At 72.2% G+C, this 17690-nt stretch carries 15 protein-coding genes; 5 read left to right on the top strand and 10 right to left on the bottom strand.

What is annotated here, in order from left to right; translation table 11 throughout:
* Positions 1 to 20: 20 nt before the first annotated feature.
* The 3 genes from ACLQ27_RS28640 to ACLQ27_RS28630 all read right to left on the bottom strand — a co-directional run bounded on the left by ACLQ27_RS28640 (position 21) and on the right by ACLQ27_RS28630 (position 6310).
* Positions 21 to 2801, bottom strand: coding sequence for a discoidin domain-containing protein (locus tag ACLQ27_RS28640; RefSeq protein WP_425869613.1), 2781 nt, complete (start codon positions 2799 to 2801; stop codon positions 21 to 23).
* A gap of 172 nt (positions 2802 to 2973) precedes the next feature.
* Entirely contained in the window at positions 2974 to 3753 is a 780-nt protein-coding gene (locus tag ACLQ27_RS28635) for a DeoR/GlpR family DNA-binding transcription regulator (RefSeq protein WP_234581657.1), read from the bottom strand.
* A gap of 214 nt (positions 3754 to 3967) precedes the next feature.
* On the bottom strand, positions 3968 to 6310 hold the full coding sequence (locus tag ACLQ27_RS28630) for a beta-galactosidase (protein WP_357495567.1): 2343 nt from the start codon (positions 6308 to 6310) through the stop codon (positions 3968 to 3970).
* A 337-nt stretch (positions 6311 to 6647) separates the two neighbouring features.
* Here ACLQ27_RS28630 and ACLQ27_RS28625 point away from each other — a divergent pair, with 337 nt between their 5' ends.
* Positions 6648 to 8372, top strand: coding sequence for an exo-alpha-sialidase (locus ACLQ27_RS28625; RefSeq protein ID WP_425869611.1), 1725 nt, complete (start codon positions 6648 to 6650; stop codon positions 8370 to 8372).
* A gap of 64 nt (positions 8373 to 8436) precedes the next feature.
* Here ACLQ27_RS28625 and ACLQ27_RS28620 read toward each other — a convergent pair whose 3' ends face one another.
* The 3 genes from ACLQ27_RS28620 to ACLQ27_RS28610 are packed head-to-tail and all read right to left on the bottom strand — an operon-like array spanning position 8437 to position 9991.
* On the bottom strand, positions 8437 to 9054 hold the full coding sequence (locus tag ACLQ27_RS28620; RefSeq protein ID WP_425869609.1) for a malonic semialdehyde reductase: 618 nt from the start codon (positions 9052 to 9054) through the stop codon (positions 8437 to 8439).
* Positions 9051 to 9611 carry a flavin reductase family protein gene (locus tag ACLQ27_RS28615; protein WP_357574565.1) on the bottom strand — a complete coding sequence of 187 codons (561 nt, stop codon included), beginning with the start codon at positions 9609 to 9611 and terminating at the stop codon, positions 9051 to 9053. The genes ACLQ27_RS28620 and ACLQ27_RS28615 overlap by 4 nt, the downstream gene beginning before the upstream one ends.
* Positions 9608 to 9991, bottom strand: a complete 384-nt coding sequence (locus tag ACLQ27_RS28610) for a hypothetical protein (RefSeq protein WP_425869607.1) — start codon at positions 9989 to 9991, stop codon at positions 9608 to 9610. The genes ACLQ27_RS28615 and ACLQ27_RS28610 overlap by 4 nt, the downstream gene beginning before the upstream one ends.
* 249 nt (positions 9992 to 10240) lie before the next feature.
* Here ACLQ27_RS28610 and ACLQ27_RS28605 point away from each other — a divergent pair, with 249 nt between their 5' ends.
* A complete protein-coding gene (locus ACLQ27_RS28605) occupies positions 10241 to 10420 on the top strand; it encodes a DUF4236 domain-containing protein (protein ID WP_030333600.1) in 180 nt (59 codons plus the stop codon).
* A 186-nt stretch (positions 10421 to 10606) separates the two neighbouring features.
* Here the strand turns inward: ACLQ27_RS28605 and ACLQ27_RS28600 are convergent, their stop codons facing one another.
* Together ACLQ27_RS28600 and ACLQ27_RS28595 are read right to left on the bottom strand one after the other, a co-directional pair.
* Positions 10607 to 11539, bottom strand: a complete 933-nt coding sequence (locus ACLQ27_RS28600) for a hypothetical protein (protein ID WP_425869605.1) — start codon at positions 11537 to 11539, stop codon at positions 10607 to 10609.
* A 25-nt stretch (positions 11540 to 11564) separates the two neighbouring features.
* Positions 11565 to 12086 (bottom strand): VOC family protein, encoded by a 522-nt coding sequence (locus ACLQ27_RS28595; protein WP_357495579.1) that lies wholly within the window; start codon positions 12084 to 12086, stop codon positions 11565 to 11567.
* Between the two features lie 49 nt (positions 12087 to 12135).
* Here ACLQ27_RS28595 and ACLQ27_RS28590 point away from each other — a divergent pair, with 49 nt between their 5' ends.
* On the top strand, positions 12136 to 12597 hold the full coding sequence (locus ACLQ27_RS28590; RefSeq protein ID WP_357495706.1) for a MarR family winged helix-turn-helix transcriptional regulator: 462 nt from the start codon (positions 12136 to 12138) through the stop codon (positions 12595 to 12597).
* A gap of 57 nt (positions 12598 to 12654) precedes the next feature.
* On the top strand, positions 12655 to 14301 hold the full coding sequence (locus tag ACLQ27_RS28585; RefSeq protein ID WP_425869603.1) for a tetratricopeptide repeat protein: 1647 nt from the start codon (positions 12655 to 12657) through the stop codon (positions 14299 to 14301).
* Between the two features lie 25 nt (positions 14302 to 14326).
* Here the strand turns inward: ACLQ27_RS28585 and ACLQ27_RS28580 are convergent, their stop codons facing one another.
* Together ACLQ27_RS28580 and ACLQ27_RS28575 are read right to left on the bottom strand one after the other, a co-directional pair.
* Positions 14327 to 15733, bottom strand: coding sequence for an ATP-binding protein (locus ACLQ27_RS28580; protein ID WP_425869731.1), 1407 nt, complete (start codon positions 15731 to 15733; stop codon positions 14327 to 14329).
* Positions 15734 to 15756: 23 nt separating this feature from the next.
* The gene (locus tag ACLQ27_RS28575) at positions 15757 to 16413 is read right to left on the bottom strand and encodes a response regulator transcription factor (RefSeq protein ID WP_234581645.1); all 657 of its coding nucleotides are present in this window, start codon (positions 16411 to 16413) and stop codon (positions 15757 to 15759) included.
* 95 nt (positions 16414 to 16508) lie between these two features.
* Between ACLQ27_RS28575 and ACLQ27_RS28570 the strand changes: the two genes are divergently transcribed.
* Entirely contained in the window at positions 16509 to 17624 is a 1116-nt protein-coding gene (locus ACLQ27_RS28570; protein ID WP_357495583.1) for a LolA family protein, read from the top strand.
* The last annotated feature ends 66 nt before the right edge of the window (positions 17625 to 17690 follow it).

The raw sequence follows: 17690 nt of genomic DNA, 5'->3' as shown, positions 1-17690 counted from the left end.
GCTTGCACAGGGGTACGGAGTCAGCTCCCCGACGCTGACGCCACAGCTCTGCCGGTGACCGTCAGGTCGGCCACCGTGGTCCACGGCCCCCGGCCGCCGGCCTCGCTCAGTGCCCGCAGGCGCACGTACCGGCCGCTGCGGGCGGCGGTGAACGGCACCACCTTCTGCGTCGACGTGTCGGCGAAGGTTCCCGACGCCACCGGCGTGCCCCAGTTGCTCGGGCTGTCGGAGACGTACACCTCGTAACCGCCGATCCGGCCGTTCACTCCCCCGTCCTGCCGGGGCAGGTACCGCAGCCCGTCGACCTGGTACGTGGCACCCAGGTCGAGCTGGATCTCGTGCGGCAGGGGCGCGGGGGTGGACGACCAGGCGGTGTGCCAGAAGGTGGCCGTACTCCCGTCGAAGGCGTTGGTGGCCGCGCCGTTTTCCGCGCTGGTCTCCTCGCTGTCGGCATACACGAGTCGCCAGTTGTCGCGCGGGATCGGCGGCGGCGTCGTGCTGGTGCCAGCAACGGGCAGCACCGCGCTGTCGATCCGGGTCTGGAACGCGGCGCTCCGCGACCCGGCCTTGATCCGCAGCACGCCGTCCGCGTAGAACCAACCAATGCCCGCCGAGTCGTAGGCGGTCCGGGTGGCGAGCGACGGCAGGGTCTGCCCGGCGACCGTCACCGCGCGGGGAGCTGCCGCCAGGTGCGCGGTGAACTCGTAGGAGCGTGACGACGGCTTGCCCGCGTACGTGCCGGTGGAGGCGCCCACGTCCACGGTGACCGTCCCGGTGCCGGACGTCGGTGCCGTCATGCCGACCTGCTGGGTGGCGTACGCCCCGCCCTGGTAGGCGCGGGTGACGCCGTCGTCCTCGTAGAGCGTGAAGCTCGACGAGCCGCGCGGATACAGGTCGTAGGTGAGCGTGGAGACCGGCTTCTCGCCGGTGTGGTTCATCTGCGGCCACATCGGCACGATCGAGCCGCCCTTGACGAACAGCGGCAGCCGGTCGAGCGGTGCCGCGTACCCGTTCAGGGTGAGCGGGCCCTGGTACACCCGCCCGGTCCAGTAGTCGGTCCAGGTGCCGGCCGGCAGGTAGATGCCGTCGCGCAGCTCGGTGTCGGAGACCACCGGCGCGACCAGGAACGCGTCGCCCGCCATGAACTCGCCCGACGTGGCGTTGCCCCGGGCTACCGGGTCGTTGGGATACTCCAGCACCAGGGCCCGGGTCGCCGGCACGCCTGTCACGCTGGCCACGCGGCTCATTGTGTAGTGGTAAGGCATCAGCCGCATCTTGAGCTGGAGGTACCGGCGGTTGATCGACAGGTACGGCTCGGCGTACCGCCAGGGCTGCTTGTCCTGGTAGCCGGCCGCCGGGTTGGTAGCACCCCAGCCGGACATCGTCATGAACGCCGGCGTGAACGACTTCCACTGCAGGTCCCGCACGTAGGTGTTCGGGCTGCCCCCGAAGATCCCGTCGACGTCACCGGTGGCGTAGTTGAGGCCGGACAGCCCCGCGCCCGCGACGGCCGGTACGGTCCACCGCATGTCGTCCCACCGCCCGTACGTGTCACCGGTCCAGACCACGGCGTTGCGCTGGGTGCCGGCCCACCCGTCGACGGTCCACACGTAGCGACGCGCGTCGGAGTTGCGCTCGATGCCGTCCACCGCCTGCTGAACGCCACGGAAGGCGTTCTGGTAGCCGCCACCCACCCACGCGACGTCGGTCTTGACGCCACGCGTACCGGCGGTGCCCACCTCGTAGTCGATGGACGACAGGCCGCTGGAGGTCCACAGGCCGGTCTGGAAACCGAGCGCCTTGGCGCCGGCGACGGTCGCGGGCAGGTCGCTGTAGCCGCAGCCGTACCCGTCGTTGGGCAGGAACCAGCCCGACGGCATGTCCTTGGCGCGGGCCTCCCGCGCGTACGACAGCACGTCGGGGGTCCGCTGGTGCCCGGCCCGGTTGTGGTCGCCCTGGTAGGCCGGGTTGGACGCGTTGAAGCAGTCGGCGTTGCCGAGTTCGAGGCCCCACATCGGGCTCAGGAACGGTTTGCCGGTCACGTCGGTGTACGCGCCGAGCACGCCCTTGAGCGAGTCACCCACGAAGTAGTACGCGTCGAACCGTTCCTCGTTGTGGGTGGTGGTCACCGGCGCGGTGAAGCCGTACGAGCCGGACGCCCACGTGTTGCGCAGGACGCCGTAGCCGTTGGTGGACAGGTAGAAGGGCGCCGGACTGGCGTTGGTGTTCTCCCGCCACTGGTTGTCCACGGCGATCGGCACCGTCCTGTCGCGCAGCGCCCACTCGCCCAGGCGCAGGCCGGTGCCGTAGAACTGCTCGTCCGCGGCGCGGGCCAACCGTTGCGTCGTGCGGCCCGAGCCCCAGTCGAGCGGTTGCGACTCCCGCCAGATCAGCCTCCCGTCCGGTCGCTCGACCTGCATCGTCAGAGGGCTCTTGACGATCCGGATGACCACCGCCGCGGTGGCGATGCGAAAGGCGGTGCCCTCGTCGGTCGCCGTGCTGGTGACCGCACCGAAGTCGGTCCGTACGGTGATCTCGTTCGCCGCCGGTTCGGTGAAGGTGCCGTTGGGCGCGACCCAGACGCGGAAGATGTCCGCGCGGGCCAGGGTGAGCCGGATGCGGGCGGCCGTGCTGGTGGTGATGGTGTACGTGTTCCCGGCCCGGGTGAGGCCGGTCGCGCTTCCCGGTGTGCTCGCCCGGGCGGGTACGGCGTGCAGCATCGCGGCGAGCAGGATGAGGACCACGACGGCGGCCCGGGCGGACGTACGGCGGGTGGGCGCGGGCAGCGATGACCAGATCATCGTTTTCTCCCGGTGTGGTGAGGACGACATTCACAGGGACCGATGAAATGGAATGCTGCACCCGCTTGACTCAAGATGCAATAAGTAGCCCGCGATTTTGCATCGAGTTACATCTTTGCCCGGTGCCCGTGCTCACACGAGTGCGCCGGCCGACGATCCAGGCAGCCGACCGTCAGACCTGGAGGACCGTGACCCCGGCCTGCTCGACGAGGCTCACCTGCCGCGGGTCGGCCGACCGGTCGGTGATCAGGGTGTCGATGTCGCCCAACGGGCAGATCCGGTTGAAGCTCCGGCGGCCCAGCTTCGAGGCGTCCGCGACGACTATCGTCCGCGCCGCGCTGGTCACCATGACATGGTTGACCGCCGCCTCGCCGTCGTTGTGCGCGCTCGCGCCGTGCTGGTGGTCGATCGCGTCCACCCCGAGCACGACGACGTCCAGCGCCACGGACGCGAGCATCGTCTCCGCGATCCGGCCGACCAGCTCGTACGACTGGGTTCGGGCCGTCCCGCCGGTGAGCACCACCCGGATGTGCGGACGCACGATGAGTTCGTGGGCGATGTTCAGCGCGTTGGTCACCACCGTGGCCGCCGACAACTGCCCGTCGGGGTCGGTGCGCAGCGCGAGCGCCCGGGCGACCTCGGTCGTCGTGGTGCCGCCGTTGAGCCCGACCGTGCTGCCCGGCGGGATCAACGCGAGGGCGGCAGCGGCGATCCGCTGCTTCTCCGATGCCTGCCGTACCGCCTTGTAGCGCAGCGGCAGGTCGTAGGAGACGTTGGTGACGACCACGCCGCCCCGGGTGCGCGTCACCAACTGCTGGGTGGCCAGCTCGTCGAAGTCACGACGGATGGTCGCCGTGCTCACGCCCAGCTCACGGGCGGTGGACTCGATGTCGAGCTGGCCCTCGACCGCGACCATCTCCAGGAGCCGGTGCCACCGCTCGCGCTGGTTCACGTCCCACTCCGGTCGCTCCGCCTGCCCATGCGGCCATCTTCGCATCTCCGGTGCGTGGGCAGTTCACGGGAACGACTGCGTGGGCAGTTCCCGGGAACGACGCGGGGCCGGTGGGCGACCTGCGCGGCCGCCGCACCGCAACAGGTCGCACACCGACCCCCACCACCCCGGGCCGACCGGTGGTCGCCGCCGGGGTCTGGCCGCCCGGGCGGCGTCAGGACGGCGTGAGCCGCCAGTGCTGGGAGGCGCTGCCGGTGTCGGTCTGCTGCACGATCGTGGCTCCGTTGGTGGTCGCGCCGCCGGCCACGGCCAGGACCTTGCCGGTCTGCACGTTGACGAGCTTCACGAACTCGCCGGACGCCGTCACGACCCGCCACTGCTGGTTGCCGCCGCCGGTAGCGGTCCACTGGATGACCCGCGCCCCGTCGGCCGTGGAGCTCGCCTCGACATCCGCGAGCAGACCCGAGCTGACGCTGGTCATCGTGGTGACGGCACCCACCGCGCCGGCCATCAGCCACGCCTGGTTGGCGCCGCCGTTGGGGGTCCACTGGATCAGCTGCACGCCGGTGACCCGGGACAGGTCCGGCACGTCGAGGGCCTTGCCGCTGGCCCGGTTGACCACCGTGTGGCGGACGGCGCCCGACTGGCCGCTCAGGCTGGCTTCGAAGGAGATCGGCTGGGCCTGCACCTGGTGCAGGTCGAAGACGACGATCTCGTTCGCGCCGACCCGCAGCCACGGCGCCGGGCAGTAGAGCCGCTGCTGTGGCCCCACCTTCCAGTAGCGACCCAGGTTGCGGCCGTTGACCCAGACCACGCCCTTGGTCCAGCGGGACATGTCGAGGTACGTGTCGCCGGTCTGGGTGAGGTTCACGGTGGCCTTGAAGAAGATGCCGGGCCGCGAGCTGTTGGTGAGCACCGGACGGAGGCCGGCCACGAACGCCTCGTCGACCGGCAGCAGGTGCGTCTGCCAGTTGGTCAACGTGCCGGTCAGGGTGCCCGCGTCGATGAGGGACACGCGTTCGGTGATGCCCTTGCGGTCGACGAGCGCCTGGCCGTAGTTGTTGCGGCCCATGCCCTCGACCAGGATGTCGAGCGTGGGGCTGCCGCTCGCCGAGGTCTTCAACGCCAGTGGCGCGTCCTGCACCGTCACGCCGAGCGGCGTCGTGTAGGCCGCCGGGAGGTTGCTCCGGGACATTCCGCCCTGGTAGACGCCGTCGAGGAACACCGTCGCGTAGTCGCGTACCGACCTGATGTCCAGCGTCGCCCGGGTGTAGCCGGGCAGGACCCGGCGGTAGAGCATGAAGCCGGAGTTCTGGCCGTACATCTCCATCGGTTGCGGATTCGTCTGGGTCGGCAGCGCCGCCGGCAGGTTGTCCCACAGCGAGGCGTACGGCGTGGGCAGCACCGCCTGCCCGCCGGTACGCACGATGGTGGGGATCGGCGCCGGCACGGCCGGCAGCGTCACCCCGAGGGCCGTGCCGATGATCTCGCGGTAGGTCGGATACAACCGTGAGGGGGCGCCCTGCTCGGTGATCGGCGCACCGTAGTCGTAGGTGGTGATGTCCGCCTGGTAGCCGGAGCCGTTGTCGGCGGCGTTCGCACCCGCGGAGTACCCGAAGTTCGTTCCACCGTGGATCATGTAGATGTTGAACGACAGCCGGCCGGCCATCAGGCCCCGCAGCTGGCTGGAGATGTCGGTGTTCGAGCCGGCGAAGCCACCGTCGCCCCAGTGGGTCAACCAGCCCGGATAGAGCTCGCCGGACATGGCCGGGACGGTCGGGAAGGACTGCCGCGCGGCGGCGATGGCGGCGGCGTCACCACCGCTGAGCGCGATCGCGCCACCGGTGACGACAGTCCGGTTGCCCTGCACCTGACCGAGGCCGTCCTCGGTGTAGAACGGTCCGGTGATCCCGGCCCGCAGCCACAGCTGTCGCAACTCCTCCAGGTAGACGGCGTCGTTGCCGTACGAGCCGTACTCGTTCTCGATCTGGACCATCAGGATCGGCCCGCCGTTGGCCACCATGAGCGGCTTGACCACCGCGGCGAGCGCGGTGATGTAGCGCGTGACGGCGGCCATGTAGTTCGGGTCGGCGGCGGTGCGGACCCGCAGCCTGATGCTCGGGTTGCGCAGCAGGTACGGCGGTAGACCACCCAGGTCCCACTCGCCGCAGACGTACGGGCCGGGACGCAGCAGCACGTACATGCCCTCGGCCTGGCACAGGCGGATGAAGCCGGCGATGTCCCGCCGATCGGTGGTGAAGTCGAAGACGCCAGGTCGTTCCTCGATGTGGTTCCACATCACGTAGATGGCGATCGTGTTCATGCCCATCGCCTTGGCCATCTGGATCCGGTGCCGCCAGTACTGCACCGGGATGCGGGCCGGGTGCATCTCGCCGCTGCGGATCTGGAACGGCTGGCCGTCGAGCAGGAAGTTGCTGCCGTCAGCGGAGAACCCGAAGGTCTGCGCCGCCGCCGCGGCGTTGGCCGGGCCGCCCGAGGTCAGCATCGCCGCGAACGGACTGAGCACGCCGAGGGTGAGGAGTTGGCGCCGTTCCATGGGGTCTCCTTCGGACAGGCGTCGCCGGCGGCGGTCGCGGGCCGTGGACGGGCCCGATCGCCGGGATGACGAAGGTGGTCGATGCGGTCGAGCCTGCCAGACGACGCAACATGATGTAAATATGTACGCCCTATCCGGCATCTTCGATCAGAGCGGCCGTCCACCCTGGACGCCCACGCCCCCGCGCACCGTCCCGCGTCGATCTATTGACGACCGGCCGACGTCCGGTTAGCGTCCCGACATCAGATATCCGACGTCTTACGCCCTACTTCCCCCGTTCGCACCCCCGTCCCCCGGAAGGAATCTTGTGTCTCCTGTCCGAGCACTGTCGCGCCGAGTGACAGCTGTCGTGGCCGCCGTCCTCGGTGTGGCCGCGATCCTGCCCGCCACGCCAGCTGACGCCGCCCCCGCCGGCGTGAGCGCCACCGCCAGCGCCGACTGCACGACCGGCCGGCTCAACCTGCGGCTCACCAACGGCAGCACCACCGCGCAGACCTTCACCGTCACCTGGCCGGGCCGCACCAACTCGCCCTGGACCCGGACTGTCGCAGCCGGCAGCAGCAGCAACGAGCTGTACTGGACCCTCCCCGCGGGCACCCCGTACACCCTGCGGACGACCACCCCGACCGGGCTGGACGACACCTCCGCCGGCATCTTCCACTGCGGCACCGGCATGTCCGCGCTCGCCAGTTACGACTGCACGGCCGGCCGGCTCCAGCTCGCCCTGGAGAACCGCACCACCACCGCCCGCGACTTCACCGTCACGTGGCCCGGGCGCACCGGATCCCCGTGGACGCGCAGCATCGCGGCCGGCGGCAACTACCTGCACTACTGGACCGTCGGCGCCGGCACCGCGTACACCCTGCGGGTCACCGCTTCCGGGTTCGACACCACGGTGCGCGGCACCGCCGGGTGCGGCCTGGCCGCCGGCACCCCGCAGATGAACAGCACGGCGGTGCTGACCACCCAGAGCGTCATCCGCAACCTCAACGGCGCCAACGGCCGGTACGACGGAACGGTGGCCTCGGTTCGGATCCCGGGCATGGCCGTCACCAACAACGGCACCGTCATCGCCGTCGCGGACGCCCGGGTCAACGGCTCGTACGACCTGGGTGGCGGCACCAACAACATCCAGATCGCCATGACCCGCAGCACCGACGGTGGACGCACCTTCGACCAGCCGCGCGTCATCCACGCGCCGGCCACCATCAGTGAGGGAGCGGGCGACCCGAGCCTGCTGGTGGACCGCACCACAGGTGTCGTCTACTGCTTCTACACCCGCTCCCCCAAGCCGGGCATCAGCTTCTGGTCCGGCTCGTCGGGTCTCAACACCGCCGACGACCCGAACAGCCTGCACCTGCAATACATCACCAGCCGGGACAACGGCGCCACCTGGAGCGCCCCGGTGGAGCTGAACCCGACCATCAAGGTGGCGACCTGGCAGCAGGCGTTCTTCTCCTCCGGGCACGGCATCCAGAGCAGCACCGGACGCCTCATCCAGCCGTTCGTCTACCGGGACGCGGCGGGCCTCACCCAGACCGGCAACATCTACAGCGACGACCACGGCGTGACGTGGCGGCGCGGCGGACCGGCGGGCGGGAACATCAACGAGAGCAAGGCGATCGAGCGCGGCACCGGCGCGATCGTGCAGAACATGCGGCACAACAGCACCCGCAGCCGGTTCTACTCCACGTCCACCGACGGTGGCGTGACGTTCGGCCCGGCCACGGCCAGCGCCGTGCTGACCGATCCGCTGTGCAACGCCGACGAGATCTCCTACCTGCGCCCGTCCGAGGTGGGCACGAACGGCGCTCCGGTACGCACCCGCACCGCCCTGTTCAGCAACAACGCCGCCCCGGCCGCACGCAACGACCTCACGGTCCGGCTCTCCACCGACGACGGCGCCAGCTGGCCGGCCCGTGCGCTGGTCAAGCCGGGCGGCGCGGGCTACTCGACGATGGCCGTGCTGAACGACGGGACGGTCGGCAACCTGTACGAGGTGGGCGACACCGGCGGGATCTTCTTCGCCCGCTTCACGGTGGACTGGGTCAAGGGGGCCTGACCCGCGACCTTCCGTCCCCGGCGCCGGCGTTCCTCCGGCACCGGGGACGGTCCCGTCTTCCCGGTCAGCAGTCGAGGGTGCGGATCACATCCCCGGTGTCCAGCCGGGGCAGACGTGCCGGCCCGGTGTACGGGGCCGGGTGCCCGAGGTTCAGCAGGAGCAGCACCTCGTGCCGACCGTCGGGGAGGAACTCCCGCTGGACGCCCGCGACGTCGAAACCGGCCATCGGGCCGGCGGCGAGACCGGCGGCGCGGACACCGACGATCAGGTAGCCGATCTGCAGGGTCGCGCTGAACCGGGCCTGCTCGACGCGCGCGGCCCGGTCCGTCAGCCACTCCCGGGCCTGTGGACGGTGCGGATACAGCTCGGGCAGCCGCTCGTGAAAGTCGACGTCGGCGGTGAGGATCGCGGTCAGCGGCGCGCTGGCCGTCTTGGCCCGGTTGGCGCTGGACAGGTACGGCAGCAGCCGGGCCCGGGACTCCGGCGAGCGCAGCAGCAGCACCCGCAGCGGCTGGCCGTTGTACGCGGTCGGCCCGTACCGGATCAGGTCGTGGATCGCCGCCACCTGCGCGTCGGTGACCGGCTCGTCGGTGAACGCGTCGGCCGTTCGGGCCGCCCGGAACAGCAGGTCCTGGGCGGCCCGGTCCAGCGCGAGCAGGTCGGACGTGGTCGGTGCGGTCATGCCGGCGCTGCCGTGGTGTACCCACCCCGGTGGTGCACCAGCGGGGCACCGTCGCCGCCGTCGCTCAGGGCGAGCGGTTCGGCGATCACCAGCATGTGGTCGCCGGCCGGGACGCGGTGCACCACCCGGCAGAGCAGCCGGGCCAGCACCCCGCTCAGCAGCGGCACCCCGAACGGGCCGGGTGTCCAGTCCGGGTAGGCGGCGAACCGGTCGATGCCGCTGGTGGCGAAGACCGTCGCGGCTTCCCGCTGCTGCGCGGCCAGCAGATGCACCGCGACGTGCTCGGCGCGGGCCAGCACCGGCCAACTCGACGACGCCGTGCCGAGGCAGAACGAGACGAGCGGCGGATCCAACGAGACCGAGGTGAACGAGGTGGCGGTGAACCCGGCCCGCACGGGTGCGCCGATCCCACCCAGGCAGGCCGGGTCGGTGGTCCGGGCCACGGCGGTGACCACCGTGACGCTGGTGGCCTGCCGGCGCAGCAGCGCGCGGAACAGGTCCCGGTCCACCGGTCGCAGCTCGGTCGCGTCCGTCGTCGGACGCTCCACGGTGGTCACGCCGGCACCAGGGTCGGCGCGGCGTACGAGCTGGCCGGCCGGGGCAGGCCGGTGAGGTCGATGCCGAGCATCCCGGAGAGCTGCGCGAGGGCGTACTCGGGGACGATCAGCTCCTCCAACTCCGCGGCGAGCGTCCGTGCCTCGGCCTCGGTGCCACCGATTACGGGCGCGATGCCGGGCAGCACCTTCACCAGGTCGGGGTCCCGGCCGGCGGCGGTGACCTGGCGGCGCAGCTCGGCGTGGGCCACCTCGTGCACCCGGTATGTGTCGGCGAAGATCCCGCCGGAGGTGTCGAAGACCAGCGCGTCGTCATCCCAGCCGTCCCAGAGCCGGTCGACGTGCACGCAAGCGATGAGGAGGAGCTCATCCCGCTGCGACATGACCTCATGCTGCCGCCGGTCGCAGCGACCGGTCAACGGTCTTCCAGAAGGTGAGACTTTCATCGCCAGCGATGTTACGAAGCGTCTCTAGCAGCGTTTACCGCCGCGCAACACCTATCTGATGAATAGAGATTGCCGCCTCGTGCCGCAGCACCGTCCACCGGGGACGACGAGGGGGTTTCGGATTTCGTCCGTTCGGGCATGTTCGATCTCGACACGGCAGGGAACGGTGACGAGGGGAGACCTCCGATGGGCCTCATGTTTCGCAAGCGCAAGAAGTACGGTCCGATCATCCTGAACTTCACCGAGAACGGCTTCTCCTCGTGGAGCATCAAGATCGGGCGCTGGTCCTGGAACTCGAAGGCCCGGGCGCACCGCGTCGACCTGCCGGGTCCGCTGTCCTGGAAGCAGGACAAGTCCCGGTCGTAGCGTCCCGGGAGTCGAGCGGGGTGCCGGTGATTCACCGGCACCCCGCTCGGCGTCCACCCACCCGCACCCGCCCGCGCACCCCGCCCCGCCCCGCCCCGCCCCGCCCCGCCGATCTTGCAGTTTCGGTCTTTGTTTTGGGCGGTATCTCCGGTATGCCGGGACAGAAAGTGCAAGATCGCGGGGGCCTCAGCGCGTGGGCGTGATGATCTCGTCGCCGGCCAGGCGGCCCGTGTCGCGCTCGCGGCGTACGTCGCCCGTCTCGACCAGGTTGGCCAGCGCGCGGTTGGCGTCCGCGGCACGGTAGACAGTTGCGGTGAGGGTGTGCCGGCGCAGCTCGGTGACCGGCCGTGGCCCGCCCCGGCGCAGCTCGGCCAGCAGCTTTCCGGCCAGCGGTTCCAGGACCGGATCCCCGGCCACGTCCACCGGCGGGACCGTCGGGTCGGCGGGGTCGCGGTAGCGCACGCCGAGGTCCGCGCCGACCGTCCAGAGCGCGTCATGCACCGCCTCCAGACTGCGGTCCGAACGGCTGCCGAACGCGACCACGCCGACCGCCGCGTCATCCGTCGCGCCGGCCGGAGCTGTCGCGCCGGCCGCAGCGTCGGTCGGGAGCACCGGCGCCACCTCGGCGACCAGCGGGAATCCGGCGGCGACGAGGGCCGCACGGGCGACGTCGCCGGCGTGCAGCAGCACCTCGCCGGTGCGGCCGTTGGCGGCGGCGCCGAGCAACTGCGGGGACACCTGGCCGGGCAGGTCCAGGAAACAGAACAGCGGCGACCCGGCCGCGCCGGCCGCCTTCACCGCGACCGGCAGCCGGTCCGGACCGCCGGGCAGCAGGTGCACGGTCACCTCGGCAGGCAACTCCGCCTCGATCGGCCCGAGCCGGGCCGGCAGGTCGGCAGCGTCGTCGGCCAGCACCAACACCGTCACCTGCCGACCCCGCACCTGGGCGGCGTGGCCGGCGACCACCCGCAGCACCGCCTCGGCCGCGCCGCCGTCGGCGCCGGCCCAGGCCAGCGCGATGGTTGCCCGCCGGGAGCGGTGCAGGGCGGCGGGCAACCAGGTCGTCACCTGACGGACCAGCAGCTCACGAAGGAAGTCGGTGGTCCGGTTGGTCGGCATCGGTCCGTTCTACCCTATGGCCGGCTCAGGCCGGCACGGAGATCCCCACGCCACCGCGGGTCTGCCCGCCGTAGCGCTGCCGCTCGGCGTCCAGGTCGAGCCGACCGATCTGCTTGCGGGCGGCCAGGGCGGTGTCGTCGAGCAGGTCGGCCGGGATCAGCCAGACCACCTCGAACTCCAGGCCGTCCGGGTCCTGGCCGTAGAGGCTCTTGGTGGTGCCGTGGTCGGACGTGCCGACCAGCGCCCCGGCGGCGGCGAGCCGCTCGGCGGTGGCGGCCAGCTCGTCGAGGGTGTCGACCTCCCACGCCAGGTGGTAGAGCCCGACGGTGGCCCGGCCGGCGGTGGAGCGGCCGGCCGCCGCGCCGATCTCGAACAGGCCGAGGTCGTGGTCGTTGGTGGAGTCCGGGGCTTGGAGGAAGGTGGCGCCCCGGAAGCCGTCCGGGGTCATCGCCACCGGGCGGAAGCCCAGCACGTCGCGGTAGAAGGCGACGCTGCGGGCGAGGTCACTGACGTAGAGGACCGCGTGGTTGAGTCGGTGGATACCCATGGCCCCAGACTAGCGCGATTTAGTTGAGCGTTCAACCACTGCAGGTATGATGGTCGTCATGACCCGCTGGTTGGACCCCGATGAGCAGCGCACCTGGCGGGCGTTCCTCGCCGCCTCCCGGGCGCTGATGGACACGCTCGACCGCGAGCTGCAACGCGATGCCGGCATGCCGCACGCCTACTACGAGATCCTGGTCCGGCTCTCCGAGGCCCCGGGCCGGCAACTTCGGATGAGCGACCTGGCCGACGCGGCGGGGTCGTCCCGCAGCCGGCTCTCGCACGCCGTGGCCCGCCTCGAGGCGGCCGGCTGGGTACGCCGCGAGGACTGCCCCACCGACCGGCGCGGGCAGATCGCGGTGCTCACCGACGACGGTTTCGCCACCCTCGCCGCCGCCGCCCCCGGCCACGTCGAGGGGGTACGCCGACACCTGTTCGACCCGTTGAGCCCGGCCCAGGTCGACCAGTTGCGCCGGATCAGCGAGACGTTGGCCGAGCACCTGAGGAGATCCTGACCGATCGGCACCGGCGCGGGTCTTGTACTTACCGTCGTCGGATGAGCACGATGGGGCGTGTCCTCCGGCTTCGACGAGTTGACTGACCAGGCGCACCACCTCGTGTCCACTGGCGACGTGGCTGGCGCGCAACGGCTGCTCTCCGACGCGCTCACCGACGCCGACCCCCGCCCGGCCAACGCCACGCCCGAGCTGGCCGAGGCGGCCAGCCTCCAGGCGCGGGTGCTCGTCGCCCTGGGCGAGCCGCACTCCGCCCGAGGCTGGGCCGCCTTCGCGTACGCGGCCACCACCCGGTTGCACGGTCGCTCCGACCCTCGCACGGTGGCCGCCGCGGCCACCCTGGCCGCCGTGCTGCACCGGGTCGGCAGCCACTCCCGGGCCGCCCGGCTGTACCAGGAAGTCATCATCGAGCTGACCGCGCAGGACGGGCCCGAGTCGCTGCGGGTGCTGGCCGCACACGCCGACCTGGCCACCGTCGAGTACGCCCGGGGCCAGTGCACGGTGGCCCGCGACCGCCTCCAGGACGCCTGGGAGCTGCACCGCGAGGTGTACGGCGACGGTCACCCCAGCGGGATCAAGATGCTGGCCCGGCTCGGTGCCATGCAGCGCGACTGTGGGCAGTTCGCCGAGGCGCACGACAACCTGGCGCTGGCCCGCGAGCTGTGCCGGCAGCACCTGGCCGCCGACGACCCGCTGGCGCTGCAGGTGGCGGCTCTTGCCCGGGCGGCGGCCAACCCCGACCATGTCTGCGCCGACGACGCACCCGCCGACCGGGACGCCCCGGTGGTGCCCGCCGCGCGTACCGCGCCGCACAGCGACCGGCCGGTCGAGTCCGCGTACCACCCACCCGCGCCCCCGCCCCGCTCGGTGGACCCGGGGGTGACCGGTCCGGTCGATCACGACGACGAGGGCCGGCCGGTGCACGGGGTCGGCTCGGTGCCGAACCCGCGGGTGCCGGCCGACGAGCCGGACGGGTCGCCGGGTTTCCGCTGGCCACCGGACCCGACGGACGACCCCGTCCCGCACTCCACGGTTCCGCCGGTGCCCCCGTCGGTGGCCGGGTTCACGGGCGGCACCGAGGAGACGTCCGGCGTCTACCGGCTGCACCGCCCCGGCGCGTCGGCCCAGCCGGACCAACCGGCGCAGCCGTACGCCCCGCTGGAGCCGTACACGCCGTCCCGGCTGTTGCCGGTGCCCGTGCACCGGGCGAAGACGTCGCCGCGCAGCCGGCTGGTGCCGGTGCTGGTGGCCGGCGTCGTCGTGGTGCTGCTGGGCACGGCGGCGGTGATCGCCGGGGTGGCGCGGGTCGGCGACGGGGACGACCCGAAACCCGGGCCGGACAGGGGCTCCCCCAGCACCGGCCCGAGCGGCACGGGTGCGCCGGCCGCCACCGGCACCGCTGCCGCCGGCACGGCGGCGCCGGTCGCCGCTCCCGGCACCCCGCCCGGGGCGGTGAGTCTGCGCGACAACCGGGACAACATCGCCCTGCGCTGGACGTACCCGGCCGGCGGCGAGGGACCGGTGGTCGTGTCGGCCGGCCGGGCCGGGCAGGAGAAGACGGCGATCGCCACGCTGCCCGCCGGCACCGACAGCTACATCGTCTACGCGCTGAACCGCGCCAACGACTACTGCTTCACCGTGGCTGTCGTCTGGTCCACCGACACCGTCGCGAGCGCCAACCAGGTCTGCACCGAGCGCCGCTGACGACCCGACCGACTCGCCGCCGCCGTCATGGTGTGTCGACCGCCGCTTCCTGCGCATCCCCGGTCGGCGTCCTCGGCAGCAGCAGACGCACCCGCAGCCCCTGCGGGCCGTCGGTGTCGGCCAGGGTGATGGTGCCGCCCGCACGGCGGACCAGCTCCCACACGATGGCGAGGCCCAGGCCGGCGCCACCGTCGTCGCGGCCCCGGCCGTCGTCCAACCTGGTGAAACGGTCGAAGACCCGCCGCCGGTCGGCCGCCGGAATCCCCGGGCCGTCGTCGGTCACCGTCACCAGGTGGTACGCGGCGTCGTCGTGCGGCTCCGCGGCGAGGACCACGCTGCCGCGTGCGTGCCGGACCGCGTTGTCGACGAGGTTCGACAGCACCCGCCGCAGCTCGGCCGCGTTTCCGGTCGTCCACAGCGGGCCGGGCGGCGGCACGAGGAGCACCGGTGGCGACGGGTACCGGGCGGCGACCTCGGTCAGCAGGGCGGTCAGGTCGACCGGGCCGGTCCCCCGCGCCGGTGGCATCTCGTCCAGGCGGGCCAGCAGCAGCAGGTCGTCGACCAGCCGGCTCAACCGCTCGGTGTCGGTGAGCAGGTTGACGGTCACCGCCGTCCAGTCCGTGCGGTCGGCGAGCCGCTGGGCCACCTCCAGCTCGGTGCGGATGTTGGTGAGCGGGCTGCGCAGCTCGTGGGCCGCGTCGGAGACGAAGGCACGCTGCCGGATCCGGGCCGACTCCATCCGGTCCAGCATCCCGTTGAGGGTGACCGCCAGCCGATGGATCTCGTCGGCGGAGGCGGGCACCGGCAGGCGACCGCCGCCCGCGCGGCCGGTGATCTCCTCGGCGCCCCGGCGCAGCGCCTCGACGGGACGCAACGTCGCACCGATCACCCGCCACGCCACCCCGGCCAGGATCGCCACCAACAGGGGGAACGCCACCAGCAGGATGGCGCGTACGACGTGCGTGCTGTGCCGGACGTCGGCCATCGACCGGGCGACCAGGACGGTGAGCGGATCCGCGTCGGTGCCGGCCGGTACGGCGACCACCCGCACCGGGCCGGCGAGTCCGACGCGCTCGGCCGGCACCACCAGGCGTTGACGGTGACCTGTGTCCAGCCGCTCGGGGCGGACCATCGGGACCAGCCGGTCCGCGTCGATCGAGGCGGCCCGGATCCGACCCTGCGCGTCGATCACCTGGACCCGGACCTGCCCGCCCGCCACCGGCAGCGGGTCGGGCAACGCGTCCTCGGCGGCGAGCAGGACTACCGCGTCGGCGGTCCGGAACGCCTCGGTGTCCACGGTGCGCTGGAGCACGAAGCCGAGCGCGCCCAGCAGCACCGCCCCGCCGAGGGCCAGCCCGACGGTGAGGCCGAGCACGCCGAGCGCCGTGAGCCGCCCGCGCAGACCCAACCCGCGCAGGCCCCACCCGGGCAGCCGGCGGACCGGACCGGCAGGTGTCACGTCGCCAGCCGGTAGCCGGCGCCCCGGACGGTCTCCAGCCGGTCGCGGCCGAGCTTGCGGCGCAGATAGCCGACGTACACCTCGACCGCGTTGGGCGCCGTCTCCAGGCTGGCGTCCCACACGTGGTCCAGCAGCTCGATCTTGGAAATCACCTGGCCGGGACGACGCATCAGATAGTCCAGCAACGCGAACTCCCGCGCGGTCAACGTCACCTCGGCGTCGGCGCGGGTCACCCGTCGGCGGGCCGGATCCAACCGCAGGTCGCCGACCGTCAGCACGGTGGGGCGTTCCGGCGCTCCCCGACGCAGCAGGGCCCGCAGGCGGGCCAACAGCACCACGTACGAGAAGGGCTTGGTCAGGTAGTCGTCGGCGCCGCAGTCCAGGCCGTCGGCCTGGTCGTACTCGCCGTCCTTGGCCGAGAGCATCAGGACCGGCAGCCAGTGCTGCTCGGCGCGCAGTCGGCGGACCAGCTCGTAGCCGGACAGCCCGGGCAGCATCACGTCGAGGATCATCGCGTCGTACCCACCGTGCCGGGCCGCGTCCAGGCCGGCGGGGCCGGTCGCCGCCACGTCGACCGCGAACCCCTCCGCCTGCAGGCCGCGTTGCAGGGCAGCCGCCAGCCGGGCCTCGTCCTCCACCACCAACAACCGCACGGTCCAAGGGTGCCACCTGGGTCAAAGTCGAAGGTTCGGCGTCCTCAGCGCCTTCACAGCGCGGACCGGGCAGGATGTCTGGCAGGAGGTGCACCATGTCGATCCTGAGAAGCCGTCCCGTCCTGCGCTGGCTGGTCCCGGCGGCCGCTGGCGTCGTCGTCATCGGTGGAGGCGCCGCGATCGGCACGTTCGCCGCCGAGGCGGAGCCGAGCCTGCCGCCGCGTACCGCAGCCCAACTCCTGGTGGATCTTCAGACGTCCCGGCTGGAGGGGCTGTCCGGGACGGTGGTGCAGCGCGCCGACCTCGGTCTGCCGCCGCTGGTCGGGCTGATCCCCGGCAACGATCTGAGCGCCCTGCTGACCGGTACGCACACCCTGCGGGTCTGGTATTCCGGTCCGGAGCGGCAGCGCGTCGCGCTGGTGGACACCCTCGGCGAGCAGGACGTGATCCGCAACGGCCGGGACGTGTGGACCTGGGAGAGCCGGGGCAACACCGCGCGCCATCGCACGTTGGGCGACGCGGGCACGACCGGACAGCCGGGTCCCGCGGCGACGCCGAGCCTCCCCGCCACCCCGCAGGAGGCCGCCGACCTGGCGTTGGGCGCGATCGATCCGAGCACCGAGGTCAGCGTCGGCCGCTCGGCCACCGTCGCCGGCCGGGACGCCTACGAGCTGGTGCTCCAGCCGCGCGACAGCGACTCGCTGGTGCACCAGCTGCGGATCGCCATCGACGCCACGCAGCACGTGCCGCTGCGCTTCGAGGTGCTCGCCAAGGGCAGCGACCAGCCGGCCTTCGAGATGGCCTTCACCCAGGTCGACTACCGGCGTCCCGACGCCGACCAGTTCGCCTTCAACCCGCCACCGGGGGTGTCCGTCACCGAGGAGACCGCCGAGCGGCCGTCGGCGGGCCGGCCCGCGCAGGCGGCAAGGGGCGGCGACCCGCAGGTGCGTACCGTGGGCGACGGCTGGACCACAGTCCTGGTCGCGCGCCTGGACGGGGCCCCGGGCAAGGCGGCCGCCGGCAAGCCTGCCGGTGCGACGCCGGACGCGGACGTGTCGAAGCTGCTCGGCGGGCTGCCGGCCGTCAGCGGGGACTGGGGCAGTGGCCGACTGCTCGCCGGCAAGCTGTTCAGCGTGCTGCTCACCGACGACGGTCGGGTGCTCGCCGGAGCGGTCACCCCCGAGCGCCTCTACCAGGTGGCCCGCGGCTGATTTCCCGAAGCTCTCGCGCCGGGTCGACCTGTTGGTCGGCCCGGCGTTGTGTGACTCGAATCGGCC

Origin of the sequence: Micromonospora sp. DT63 (assembly GCF_049841615.1) — a bacterium.
Lineage (GTDB): Bacteria > Actinomycetota > Actinomycetes > Mycobacteriales > Micromonosporaceae > Micromonospora.
The sequence above is the reverse complement of the archived record's forward strand: the minus strand, read 5'-3'. Positions and strand labels throughout refer to the sequence as shown.

What these genes read in the sequence shown, in the direction of transcription:
- ACLQ27_RS28640 (WP_425869613.1), bottom strand. Translation starts at nt 2,801, where the DNA reads ATGATCTGGTCATCGCTGCCCGCGCCCACCCGCCGTACGTCCGCCCGG.
- ACLQ27_RS28630 (WP_357495567.1), bottom strand. Translation starts at nt 6,310, where the DNA reads ATGGAACGGCGCCAACTCCTCACCCTCGGCGTGCTCAGTCCGTTCGCG.
- ACLQ27_RS28620 (WP_425869609.1), bottom strand. Translation starts at nt 9,054, where the DNA reads ATGACCGCACCGACCACGTCCGACCTGCTCGCGCTGGACCGGGCCGCC.
- ACLQ27_RS28610 (WP_425869607.1), bottom strand. Translation starts at nt 9,991, where the DNA reads ATGTCGCAGCGGGATGAGCTCCTCCTCATCGCTTGCGTGCACGTCGAC.
- ACLQ27_RS28605 (WP_030333600.1), top strand. Translation starts at nt 10,241, where the DNA reads ATGGGCCTCATGTTTCGCAAGCGCAAGAAGTACGGTCCGATCATCCTG.
- ACLQ27_RS28600 (WP_425869605.1), bottom strand. Translation starts at nt 11,539, where the DNA reads ATGCCGACCAACCGGACCACCGACTTCCTTCGTGAGCTGCTGGTCCGT.
- ACLQ27_RS28595 (WP_357495579.1), bottom strand. Translation starts at nt 12,086, where the DNA reads ATGGGTATCCACCGACTCAACCACGCGGTCCTCTACGTCAGTGACCTC.
- ACLQ27_RS28590 (WP_357495706.1), top strand. Translation starts at nt 12,136, where the DNA reads ATGGTCGTCATGACCCGCTGGTTGGACCCCGATGAGCAGCGCACCTGG.
- ACLQ27_RS28570 (WP_357495583.1), top strand. Translation starts at nt 16,509, where the DNA reads ATGTCGATCCTGAGAAGCCGTCCCGTCCTGCGCTGGCTGGTCCCGGCG.